General features: G+C 72.6%; 9 protein-coding genes. 6 read left to right on the plus strand and 3 right to left on the minus strand.

Translation table 11 applies throughout. From position 1 onward, the window contains the following. Positions 1-35 precede the first annotated feature (35 nt). The 5 genes from AB0J58_RS28715 to AB0J58_RS28735 are packed head-to-tail and all read left to right on the plus strand — an operon-like array spanning position 36 to position 5,372. Positions 36-1,922 carry a protein kinase gene (locus AB0J58_RS28715; RefSeq protein WP_364221256.1) on the plus strand — a complete coding sequence of 629 codons (1,887 nt, stop codon included), beginning with the start codon at positions 36-38 and terminating at the stop codon, positions 1,920-1,922. Next, positions 1,919-2,752 carry an AraC family transcriptional regulator gene (locus AB0J58_RS28720; RefSeq protein WP_364221259.1) on the plus strand — a complete coding sequence of 278 codons (834 nt, stop codon included), beginning with the start codon at positions 1,919-1,921 and terminating at the stop codon, positions 2,750-2,752. Before AB0J58_RS28715 ends, AB0J58_RS28720 begins: the two co-directional genes overlap by 4 nt. A 23-nt stretch (positions 2,753-2,775) precedes the next feature. Next, positions 2,776-3,456 carry an AzlC family ABC transporter permease gene (locus AB0J58_RS28725; RefSeq protein WP_364221262.1) on the plus strand — a complete coding sequence of 227 codons (681 nt, stop codon included), beginning with the start codon at positions 2,776-2,778 and terminating at the stop codon, positions 3,454-3,456. Beyond that, positions 3,453-3,764 (plus strand): AzlD domain-containing protein, encoded by a 312-nt coding sequence (locus tag AB0J58_RS28730; RefSeq protein WP_343973915.1) that lies wholly within the window; start codon positions 3,453-3,455, stop codon positions 3,762-3,764. Before AB0J58_RS28725 ends, AB0J58_RS28730 begins: the two co-directional genes overlap by 4 nt. A 60-nt stretch (positions 3,765-3,824) precedes the next feature. Next, complete coding sequence (locus AB0J58_RS28735) at positions 3,825-5,372, plus strand: protein kinase (RefSeq protein WP_364221265.1); 1,548 nt, start codon at positions 3,825-3,827, stop codon at positions 5,370-5,372. Positions 5,373-5,486: 114 nt separating this feature from the next. On the opposite strand, the gene AB0J58_RS28740 is transcribed toward AB0J58_RS28735, so the two are convergent. The 3 genes from AB0J58_RS28740 to AB0J58_RS28750 are packed head-to-tail and all read right to left on the minus strand — an operon-like array spanning position 5,487 to position 7,418. After that, a complete protein-coding gene (locus AB0J58_RS28740) occupies positions 5,487-6,416 on the minus strand; it encodes an RluA family pseudouridine synthase (RefSeq protein ID WP_364149521.1) in 930 nt (309 codons plus the stop codon). After that, positions 6,409-7,035, minus strand: coding sequence for a signal peptidase II (locus AB0J58_RS28745; protein ID WP_364221268.1), 627 nt, complete (start codon positions 7,033-7,035; stop codon positions 6,409-6,411). Before AB0J58_RS28745 ends, AB0J58_RS28740 begins: the two co-directional genes overlap by 8 nt. Further along, the gene (locus AB0J58_RS28750) at positions 6,999-7,418 is read right to left on the minus strand and encodes a TraR/DksA C4-type zinc finger protein (RefSeq protein WP_343980722.1); all 420 of its coding nucleotides are present in this window, start codon (positions 7,416-7,418) and stop codon (positions 6,999-7,001) included. The genes AB0J58_RS28745 and AB0J58_RS28750 overlap by 37 nt, the downstream gene beginning before the upstream one ends. A gap of 459 nt (positions 7,419-7,877) precedes the next feature. Between AB0J58_RS28750 and ileS the strand changes: the two genes are divergently transcribed. Continuing rightward, the gene (gene ileS / locus AB0J58_RS28755) at positions 7,878-11,036 is read left to right on the plus strand and encodes an isoleucine--tRNA ligase (protein ID WP_364221271.1); all 3,159 of its coding nucleotides are present in this window, start codon (positions 7,878-7,880) and stop codon (positions 11,034-11,036) included. The last annotated feature ends 152 nt before the right edge of the window (positions 11,037-11,188 follow it).

The following is an 11,188-nucleotide window of genomic DNA, read 5'->3' on the forward strand; positions in this document are numbered from 1 at the left end:
GCTACGATTCGGGAGGCTGGGAGGGAGACGGGGAGATGTCGGAGAGAAAGGTGGCGGGCCGCTACCGGTTGCTCGAACACATCGGCGAGGGCGGCATGGGCATCGTCTGGCGAGCCCATGACGAGCTCCTCGACCGGATCGTGGCCGTCAAAGAGGTCCGTCACCGGGGGGCCGACGAGGCCGCCCGCGCCGACCTGAACCGGCGCACGATCCGCGAGGCCAGGACCGCCGGGCGCCTCGACCACCCGTCCGTGATCATCGTGCACGACGTGGTCGAGGAGGAGGGGCGTCCCTGGATCGTCATGCAGCTGGTCAGGTCCCGGTCGCTGGGGGAGATCGTCCGTGTCCACGGCCCCCTCCCGCCCGAGCGGGTGGCCTCGGTGGGACTGCACGTGCTGGGCGCGCTGCGGGCCGCACACGCCGCGGGGGTGCTGCACCGCGACGTCAAGCCGGAGAACGTGCTGCTGGCCGACGACGGCCGGGTGGTGCTGACCGACTTCGGCATCGCCTCCATGACGCAGGAGACCGGTATCACCCGCACCGGCGGGATGGTCGGCACACCCGCGTTCCTGCCTCCCGAGCGGCTGCACGGGCTGCCCGCCACCCCCGAGTCGGACCTGTGGTCGCTCGGGGCCACGCTGTACGCGGCGGCCGAGGGCCGGCCTCCGTTCGAGCGGCCCACGGCCGCCGCCACCATGATGGCCGTCCTGCACGGCGAGCCGAGTCCAATGGCCCGTTCGGGTCCCCTGGCGATGGCGATCCTCGGCCTGATGGCCAGGGATCCGGCCGCCCGGATGGCGCCCGACCAGGCCGAGGCCCTGCTCAACCGCGCCTCCTCCGGTCCCGCGTCCTCACCGGGCTCCTCGGGACCGGCCGCGGGGCCTGTAGCGGGGCTTGTAGCGGGACCTGTCGCGGGACCTGTCGCGGGACGGGAGCCGCACGGCTCCCCCGGAGCTCACCCCGACCCGTCACACGCCGCCCCCCTGTACCCCGGACAGCCGCACCCGGAGGCGGCGTGGAGCGAGTGGCGGCCGGGTCACCAGAACCCCCCGCCCCCACCCGCGCGCACCCGTCCCGAACAGCCCCCGTACGCGGCCGGGCACACCCGTCCCGAACAGCGGTCCCAGCCCCCGGCCGCGTACCGTGCCGAGCACACGCGCCCCGACCAGGGGGCGTACGGCTACGAGCACCCGCATCCGGGCTCCTGGCCGGTGCGGGAACAGCCCACCGGCACCGGGGACGAGCCCGTGCGGCGGAGCGGAGCGGGACGGCTGGCGCTCCTGGCCGGAATCCCCGTGCTCGTGGTGGCGGTCGGGGTCGGCGGATGGCTGGTCGTGCGGGCCCAGAACACCACGGCCGACACCGGTCACGGCCTGCCGGCGGCCACCACCCCGATCACCGACAGCGCCCCGCCCGAGACGCCCCGGGCCTCCACCCCGGCGGCGACTGTAATCCCGACGGTGACCCCACGTCCGAGCCGGACGATCCCCGCGGGCTGGCGGCTGCACCGCGACCCGATGGGCTTCTCCGTCGCGGTGCCCAGGGGATGGCAGGTCAAGCGGTTCTCCGGCCGCGACCGGGTGGAGTTCCGCGCCCCCGGGGCGAGCGGTTTCCTGTGGATCGAGTCGACGGACGACCCGGAGAGGGACCCGCTCAGGCACTGGCAGAAGGTGGAGCGGGCCGGCAGGGCCGACAACGTCTGGCCGGGCTACGAGCGGATCGGCATCACCTCGCTGAGATACCGGGGGGTGCCCGCCGCCGACTGGGAGTTCACCTACCTCAGGGACGGGGTCCGCACGCACGTCCTGGACCGGGGCTTCCGCACCCTCGCCGACCGGCCGTACGCGATCTACTGGGAGAGCCCGGAGTCGGAGTGGGACCGCTCCCTCTTCGACGGCTTCACCAGGACCTTCCGCCCATGAACGGGCCGGAGAGGGCGCGCTTCTGGCGCAGCCCGGGACTGCCCGGGGTGGACCTGCTCAAGGCCAGGTACGTGACCCACCGCTTCACCCCGCACGCGCACGAGAGCTACGCGATCGCGCTGGTCCTTTCCGGGGTGGAGGAGTTCGGCTACCGGGGCGCCCGCCACCGCGCGGGCGCGGGCAGCCTGAGCACGCTCAACCCCCAGGAGGCGCACGACGGCCACGCGGGCGTCCCCGAGGGGTGGAGCTACCGGGTTCTCTACCCGTCCGTCGAGTTCGTCTCCGGGATCGCCGCCGAGGTGATGACCGGGCGCGGCACCCCCTGCTTCCCCGAGACCGTCACCTACCACCAGCCCACCGTGGAACTGCTGCGGGCCGCGCACCAGGCCGCGGAGCACGGCGACGACCTCGCCTCCTCGACGCTGGCCCGCACCGCCTTCGCCGCCCTGCTCCGGCGGCACGCCGCCCGCCCTCCTGCGGAGGCGCGCTCCCGCGACCAGGACCCGGGGGTGCGGCGCGCCAGGGAGATCCTGCACGAGCGGCTCGTCGACCCGCCCACGATCGAGGACCTGGCACGGGCCGTCGACGCCAGGCCGTTCGCGCTGATCCGGGCCTTCAAGGCGGCCACCGGGCTGCCCCCGCACGCCTACCTGAACACGTTGCGGATCATGCGTGCCCGGCGGCTGCTCCAGGCGGGCACACCTCCCGCGCAGGTCGCCGGGGACGTGGGGTTCACCGACCAGGCCCACCTGAGCAGGCACTTCAAACGGATGGTGGGCGTTCCCCCCGCCGCGTACCAGCGTGCAGGAACGTACAAGACCGGAAGTTAAAACCAGACATAAGCTCCCTTTCCATGGAAACAACCACTCGCTCCTCCGCGACAAGGAACGGACTGGGCGTGGGGATCGCCGTCGGGCTGTCCGGGGTCGCCTTCGGCGCCGCGGCGGTCACCGCGGGGCTGAGCGTCGCGCAGGCGTGCGTGCTGAGCCTGTTCGCCTTCACCGGCGCCTCGCAGTTCGCCCTTGTCGGAGTCGTCGCGGGCGGCGGCAACCTGGTCGCGGGCACGGCCGGCGCGATGCTGCTGGGCGCCCGCAACAGCCTGTACGGCCTGCGCATGGCCGGCGTGCTCGACATCCGGGGCTGGCGCAGGCCGCTGACGGCCCAGGGCGTGATCGACGAGACGACCGCGGTCGCCCTGGCCCAGCCGGACGAGGAGTCGTCCAGGACGGCGTTCCTGGTCACCTTCGTCAGCCTCTACCTGACCTGGAACGCCACCACCCTCCTCGGTGCGCTGGGCACCTCCTGGGTGGCCGACCCCGCGGTGTTCGGCCTGGACGCGGTCGGTCCCGCGACGTTCCTGGCCATCCTGTGGCCCCGGCTCACCGGGAGCGGCCCCGAGACCCGCGCGCTGCGGCTGATCGCGGGCGGCGGCGCGGCGATCGCGCTGGCCTCGACCCCGTTCACCCCACCGGGTGTGCCCGTACTGCTCGCGTCCATGGCCGTGCTCGCGGTGATCCTGAGGAGGCCCAAGTGACCCTCTGGTGGGCGATCGTCGCCACCTGCGCGGCCTGCTACGCGCTGAAGCTCGCCGGACTGTCGGCACCGCGCCGGATCCTCGACCACCCGGGGGTGCAGCGCTTCGCGACGCTGGTCCCGGTGGCCCTGCTGGCGGCGCTGATCGCGGTGCAGACCTTCGGGCACGGGCAGGCGCTGCATCTGGACTGGCCGCGCACCGCGGGGATGGGCGCGGCCGTGCTGGCGCTGCTGCTGCGCGCCCCCTTCCTGGTGGTCCTCGCGGTGGCGGCCGTCGTCACCGCCGCGCTGCGCCACCTGCTGAGCTGAGAAGGTGACCTGCGTAGCTAATCCTGAATGTCGGGATTAATCCTGGGTAGGCGTCGGCGCATGACCGATTCTCAGGGGATCATCGGAGCCCGCTACCGCCTGCTCGAACATATCGGCCGAGGAGGCATGGGAACGGTCTGGCGAGCACGGGACGAGGTGCTGGGGCGCGATGTGGCGGTCAAGGAGGTCATCCCCTCCCCCGACCTCACCGGTCCCGAGCGCGAGGCCTTCACCGTGCGGACGCTCAGGGAGGCCCGGGCCGCCGGGCGGATCGGGCATCCGGGGGTCGCCACGGTGTACGACGTGATCGAGGAGCACGGGCGTCCCTGGATCGTCATGCAACTGGTCGACTCCCGCACGCTCGGAGCGGTGATCAGGGAGGACGGGCCGCTGCCGCCGGCGCGGGTGGCGCGGATCGGGCTGGAGGTGCTCGGCGCGCTGCTCGCCGCCCATCACGCGGGCGTCCTGCACCGGGACGTGAAGCCGGACAATGTCCTGCTCTCCAAGGACGGGCGGGCCGTGCTCACCGACTTCGGCATCGCCCTCCTGGAGGGCGACTCGTCGATCACCAGGACCGGCTCGCTCATCGGTACCCCGGCGTTCATAGCGCCCGAGCGGGCGAGCGGCGGACCCGCCGAGTTCGCCTCCGACCTGTGGTCGCTCGGCGTGACGCTGCACATGGCGGTCGAGGGACGCTCCCCCTTCGAGCGCGCCCACCCGCTGGCGACGCTCAGCGCCGTCATGCACCAGGAGCCCCCGCCACTGCGGTTCGCCGGGCCGCTCGCTCCCGTGATCTTCGGTCTGCTCCGCAAGGATCCCGCGCAACGCATGTCGGCCCAGGAGGTGCAGGTCCGCCTGACCTCGCTGGTGAACGGGACCGCCCCGCAGCCGACCATGCCGATCGAGCTGCCCCCGGCGGCCTCCGTACCGGCCGCCGCTCTCGCGGGCGCGCCCGCCACCCCCGCCGGGGCCGGGCGGCCGGGGCCCGAAGCCGGCCCGGTGGCCGCCCCGGGGAGGCGACGGCGCCCGGCGGTCGCGGCGATGGTCGCGATGGCGCTCGCCGTCGCCCTGACCTCGGCCGGGATGGCGTGGGTCGCCGCCAACTCCGTCGACCAGAACCCCGCGAGGCCGCCGACCCCGGCGAGCGTGCCCTCCGGGAAGGACACGCCGACCGCCGAGCCCGAGCGGGCGAAGGTCCCCGCGCGAAACGCCCCCGCCAGAGACGACGGCGCCGGAGACGACGGCGCCGGAGACGACGGCGCCGGGAACGACGGAGCCGGAGACGGCGCCGCCACCCGCCCGGCCCCCGAGAGGTCGGGGGCCGACGACCCCGCCCCTCGGGACAGACCGTCGGACAGGCCGACGGGTAAACCTTCGGGGAAACCGTCGGGCAAGCCGTCGCAGGACGATTCCGAGCAGCCCGAGGAGCCCTCCCCCGGCGAAGGCGGAGAGGGCGACCAGGGACAGGACGACGGGGGCGAGGGGGCCGAGGAGGGCTCGGGCCAGGGCGACGCGCCGGGGCGGGGGCAGCAGGGCGACTCCCCCGACCAGATCGCCCCCGACGCCGGGGCGGCCGCCCTCGGCACGAGCGCCCGGGACGGTGCCTGAGAGACCGCCGAACGGGGAGTCCGGCAACGGCCGGACGCGCCGACGGGGCGACCGGCGCGAGGGCACGCCCGCCGCGCAGCGGCCGGGTCCGGTCGCGGGGACCGGCGGGCCGCGCTAGGACTCGGCGGCGACGACCTTCAGGGCGTGGGCCAGGTCGTCGGGGTAGGCGGTGGTGAAGGAGACCCACTCGCCGGTGGCGGGGTGCTCGAAGGCCAGGGAGACCGCGTGCAGCCACTGCCGGCTCACTCCCAGCCGCGCGGCCAGGGTCGGGTCGGCCCCGTACAGCATGTCGCCGACGCACGGGTGGCGCAGCGCCGACATGTGGACCCGGATCTGGTGGGTCCGGCCCGTCTCCAGCTTGATGTCCAGCAGCGACGCCGCGCGGAACGCCTCGATCGTGTCGTAGTGGGTGACCGACTCCTTGCCCCCCGCCACGACCGCCCAGCGGCCGTCCCCGACGGGGTGGCGGTCGATCGGCGCGTCCACGGTGCCGCGGTGCGGGTCGGGGTGGCCCTGGACCAGCGCGTGGTAGCGCTTGTCGACGGTGCGCTCCTTGAAGGCCCGCTTCAGGTGGGAGTAGGCGTGCTCGCTCTTGGCGACGACCATCGCGCCGGTGGTGTTGGCGTCCAGCCGGTGCACGATGCCCTGGCGCTCGGCCGCGCCGCTGGTGGCCACCCGGTGGCCGGTGCCGAGCAGGCCGCCGATCACGGTGGGTCCGGTCCAGCCGGTGGTCGGATGGGCGGCCACGCCGACGGGCTTGTTGACGACGACGATGTCGTCGTCCTCGTACACGATGTGCATGCCGGGCACCGGTTCCGCCACCGGCATCGGCGCGGTGGGCGGCGGCGGGAGGATGACCTCCAGCCAGGCGCCCCCGTGGAGCCGGTCGGACTTGGCCGCGGTCGAGCCGTCCACCAGTACGTCACCGGCGACGATCAGTTCGGCCGCCCGGGTACGGGAGAGGCCGAACAGGCGCGACAGGGCGGCGTCGAGACGCTCGCCCTCCAGCCCGTCGGGGACGGGGAGACTCCGCCGGTCAGCCATTGTCGTTCTCCTTCGCTTCCTTCTCGGCTCCCGTGTCGCGCGTGCCGTCGATCTGGTAGCCCCGCCAGGCGAGGAAGACCGCCAGGATGCCGCCGCAGACGATCGCCGAGTCGGCGACGTTCCAGATCGGGAAGTGACCGGGGAAGGTCTCCACGAAGTCGACCACGTGTCCCTGCAGCGGCGCGGACCTGCCGGAACCGAAGCCCGAGGGCCAGCGGAAGATCCGGTCGGTGAGGTTGCCGAGCGCCCCGCTGAGCAGCAGGCTCAGCGTGATCGCCCAGGGCAGGCTGCGCAGGTTGCGCGCGGTACGCAGGATCGCCACCACGACGGTGGCCGCGACGCAGGTGAAGACGATCGTCATCCCGGTGCCGAGGCCGAAGGCGGCCCCGGAATTGAAGATCACCCGGAACTGGAGCACGCCGGGGATGACCACGACGGGTTCCCTGCCCTCCAGGGTCTTCAGCACGAGGGTCTTCGTGGCGAGGTCGAGGGCGTAGACGATGGGGACGATCACCGCGAGCACGGCGATCCGCCGCGCCGCGAGCGGGGCGGCGGGGGCCGCCCCGTTCTCGATGTCGCCGGTCAGCGGCGCTCCTCCCGCTGCTTGCAGGCCACGCACAGCGTCGCCCTCGGAAACGCCTGAAGGCGCTCCTTTCCGATCGGCTGATGGCACGATTCGCACACTCCGTAGGTCCCCGCGTCGATCCGGGCGATCGCTCGCTCGTTCTGCGCGACCAGGTCGCGCGAGTTCAGGGTAAGGGCGATTTCGCGCTCACGTTCATACGTCCGCGCTCCGGCGTCGGCCTGATCATCGCCCGCACCGTCGGTAACGTCGCTCGACGCGATCTCGATCTCGGCCTTGGCGATCTCCTTGGTGAGCTCGCGGCTCTCCGCGACCAGTCGCCCGCGGACCTCCGCGAGTTCCTCGGCCGACCAGGTGACGACGGCTCCGTCGGATGACGGCGCTGCCGCGCTGTTGTCTGCGCGCACGGTCGCGGCCATGGCGACCTCCTTGCTCGATCGGACCGTATCCAATGTGGTAAACGGTGCGGGCAGCTTAGGTCCCTCATAACAGAGCGGCAAACGACCCGCCGCAATATTTGCCAATCTAGTAACATCCGGTCGCTTCTCCCTGATTCCCCCCAGCCGTCTCTGATATGGGGAAGCTTCCGGCAGGCGAGTGCGTTATCGTTTGAGCCTGCACGGCGTTGATGGGGACAGCAACCTCCGCACCCCCTCGCACGAGCGACCCGGGGACGGTGCGAGCCCGGGGCGAGGCGCGGGGGGAAGATCACCCCGGAGCCGCCGGAAGAACGGCCGTGACGGCCCAGTAGACCCGGCAGCAGACCAAAGGAAGAGGGCCTTCTCGCACGCGAAGGCCAAGGAGGGTGGTACCGCGGGGCCCCGACAGCCTCGTCCCTCCACGCCACAGCCGATTCCAGCGTGGAGGTCCAGCCCATCATGTCCGCCTATTTCCGCTCTCTTCCTGCGCAGGTCGATCTTCCCGCGCTTGAGCACGAGGTGCTCGACCGCTGGCGGGACGGCAAGATCTTCGAGCGCTCGGTCGAGCAGAACGCCGGCGGCCCCACCTGGGTCTTCTACGAGGGCCCGCCCACCGCCAACGGCATGCCGGGCGTCCACCACGTCGAGGCCCGCGTCTTCAAGGACGTCTTCCCCCGCTACAAGTCGATGCGGGGCTACAGCGTGCCCCGCAAGGCGGGCTGGGACTGCCACGGGCTGCCCGTCGAGGTCGCCGTCGAGAAGTCCCTCGGCCTCTCCGGCAAGAAGGACATCGAGGCGTACGGCGTCGCCGAGTTCAACGCCAAGTGCCGCGAGTCGGTGCTGCGGCACGTGGACGCCTTCGAGGAGATGACCGAGCGGATGGGGTACTGGATCGACCTGTCCCAGGCCTACCGCACGATGGACCCGGCCTACGTGGAGTCCGTCTGGTGGTCGCTCAAGGTCATCTTCGACAAGGACCTGCTCTCCCGCGACTTCCGCATCACCCCGTACTGTCCCCGCTGCGGCACCGGCCTGTCCGACCACGAGCTGGGCCAGCCCGGCGGCTACGAGACCGTCACCAGCCCGTCGGTCTACGTCCGCATGCCCGCCACCTCGGGACCGCTGGCCGACCTCGGCGCCTCACTGCTGATCTGGACCACCACGCCCTGGACGCTGGTCTCCAACACCGCCGTGGCCGTACACCCCGATGTGACCTACGTCGCGGCGCGCCCCGCCGGGGCCGACGAGATCCTGGTGGTGGCCGAGCCGCTGGTCGCCTCCGCGCTGGGCGAGGGTGCCGAGATCCTGGCCTCCTTCCAGGGCGCCGACCTGGAGCACACCACCTACTCGCGTCCCTTCGACCTGGTCGACATCCCAGGCGCGCACTACGTGGTGCTCGGCTACTACGTCACCACCGAGGACGGTACCGGCCTGGTCCACCAGGCACCCGCCTTCGGCGCCGACGACATGACGACCTGCAAGCGCTACGGGCTGCCCGTGGTCAACCCGATCGGCCCCGACGGCCGGTTCCTCGACAGCGTGCCCCAGGTCGGCGGCCGGTTCTTCAAGGACGCCGACGAGGAGCTCACCGCCGACCTGCGGGCGCGCGGCCTGCTCTACCGGGGCAGCCACTTCGAGCACAGCTACCCGCACTGCTGGCGCTGCCACACCGCGCTGCTCTACTACGCCCTGCCGGCCTGGTACATCCGCACCACCGCGATCAAGGACCGGCTCCTCGCCGAGAACGAGAAGACCAACTGGTACCCCGAGACGATCAAGTGGGGCCGCTTCGGCGAGTGGCTGCGCAACAACGTCGACTGGTCGCTGTCACGCTCGCGTTACTGGGGCACTCCGCTGCCGCTGTGGATCTGCACCGCCGACGAGTCGCACGTCACGTGCGTCGGCTCGCTGGAGGAGCTGAGCCGGCTGTCCGGCCGGGACGTCTCCGCGCTCGACCCGCACCGCCCCTACGTGGACGACGTCACGCTGCCCTGCCCCACCTGCGGGGCCGAGGCCCGGCGGGTGCCCGACGTGATCGACGCCTGGTACGACTCGGGCTCGATGCCGTTCGCCCAGTGGGGAGCGCCGTACCGCAACGAGGAGATGCTCGAGAGGGCCTACCCGGCGCAGTTCATCTGCGAGGCCACCGACCAGACCCGTGGCTGGTTCTACTCGCTGATGGCGGTCGGCACGCTCGTCTTCGACCGGTCCTCGTACGAGAACGTGCTCTGCCTGGGCCTGATCCTGGCCGAGGACGGCCGCAAGATGAGCAAGCACCTGGGCAACGTGCTCCAGCCGATGCCGCTGATGGACCAGCACGGCGCCGACGCGCTGCGCTGGTACATGGCCTGCTCCGGCTCACCGTGGGCGGCCCGCAGGGTCGGGCACGGCGCCCTTGAGGAGATCGTCCGCAAGGTCCTGCTCACCTACTGGAACACCGCCTCCTTCTTCACCCTGTACGCAGGCGCCGAGTCCTGGTCGCCCTCCAGGCTCGCCGAGGCCCCCGCGTACGCCGAGCGCCCGTTGATCGACCGCTGGGCCCTCGCCGAGCTGCACCGGACGGTGGCCGAGGTCACCGCGTCGATGGACGTCTTCGACACCGCCCGCGTCGGGCGGCGGCTCTCGGAGTTCCTCGACGACCTGTCCAACTGGTACGTGCGACGCTCCCGCCGCCGCTTCTGGGCCGGTGACACCGCGGCCTTCGCCACGCTCTACGAGTGCCTGGAGACCGTCACCCGGCTGATGGCACCGGTGGTGCCGTTCACCACCGACTACGTCTGGGACGTGCTCCGCGACACCGACGCCCCCGTCTCGGTCCACCTGGCCGGCTGGCCCGAGGTCAACGGCGAGCTGCTGGATGAGAGGCTGTCGGAGCGGATGGCCCTGGTCCGCCGCCTGGTGGAGCTGGGCCGCTCGGCCCGCGCCTCCAGCGGGGTGAAGACCCGCCAGCCGCTCGGTCGTGCCCTGGTCGGCGCCCCCGGCTGGGCCACGCTCCCGCCCGAGCTGCGCGAACTGATCGCCGACGAGCTCAACGTCAAGGGCCTGGAGGACCTGTCCGGGATCGGGGCGGACCTGGTCTCCTTCACGGTCAAGCCCAACTTCCGGGCGCTGGGCAAGCGGTTCGGCTCGCAGACCAAGCTGGTCGCCGCGGCCGTCACCGCCGCCGAGCCCGCGGAGCTGGCCCGCGCGCTCCGTACCGGATCGCCGGTCCCGATCGACGCGGGAGAGCTGGGAGCGGTGGAGATCGGCGCCGACGACGTGATCGTCACCGAGCAGCCCAGGTCCGGCTGGGCGGTGGAGGCCGCCTCCGGCGAGACCGTCGCCCTCGACCTGACCATCACCGACGAGCTGCGCCGCGCCGGCCTGATCCGCGACGTCATCCGCCTGCTCCAGGACACCCGCAAGTCCACCGGCCTGTCGATCTCCGACCGGATCGACGTGTGGTGGTCCACCGGTGACGCCGACCTGGCCGAGGCCCTGCGCACCCAGGGCCGTGCGGTGGCCGACGAGGTCCTCGCCGTCTCCCTCACCGAGGGCGGCGCCGACGGCCTTCCCACCCACAGCGACGCCGAGCTGGGCCTGACCTTCCAGCTCCGCCGCGCGACGGCCACGGCCTGACGGGCGGAGCGTTCCGGCGTCACGGGACGGCCGGGCTCCCCGGGGAGCCCGGCCGCGCCCGGTCACCCCCGGGCCGGGGGGATAGGGAGTGCGTCGGGGGGGGGACGAGGGGTTGTGTTTGGGGGGTTGTATGGGGGGGGGGGCGGGGGGTT

This window comes from Streptosporangium sp. NPDC049644 (assembly GCF_040675205.1).
In the GTDB taxonomy this organism is placed as follows: domain Bacteria; phylum Actinomycetota; class Actinomycetes; order Streptosporangiales; family Streptosporangiaceae; genus Streptosporangium; species Streptosporangium fukuiense.

Coding starts and splice junctions, on each gene's coding strand:
- AB0J58_RS28740 (WP_364149521.1), bottom strand. CDS start 6,416: ATGGCTGACCGGCGGAGTCTCCCCGTCCCCGACGGGCTGGAGGGCGAG.
- AB0J58_RS28735 (WP_364221265.1), top strand. CDS start 3,825: ATGACCGATTCTCAGGGGATCATCGGAGCCCGCTACCGCCTGCTCGAA.
- AB0J58_RS28715 (WP_364221256.1), top strand. CDS start 36: ATGTCGGAGAGAAAGGTGGCGGGCCGCTACCGGTTGCTCGAACACATC.
- AB0J58_RS28750 (WP_343980722.1), bottom strand. CDS start 7,418: ATGGCCGCGACCGTGCGCGCAGACAACAGCGCGGCAGCGCCGTCATCC.
- ileS (WP_364221271.1), top strand. CDS start 7,878: ATGTCCGCCTATTTCCGCTCTCTTCCTGCGCAGGTCGATCTTCCCGCG.
- AB0J58_RS28720 (WP_364221259.1), top strand. CDS start 1,919: ATGAACGGGCCGGAGAGGGCGCGCTTCTGGCGCAGCCCGGGACTGCCC.
- AB0J58_RS28725 (WP_364221262.1), top strand. CDS start 2,776: ATGGAAACAACCACTCGCTCCTCCGCGACAAGGAACGGACTGGGCGTG.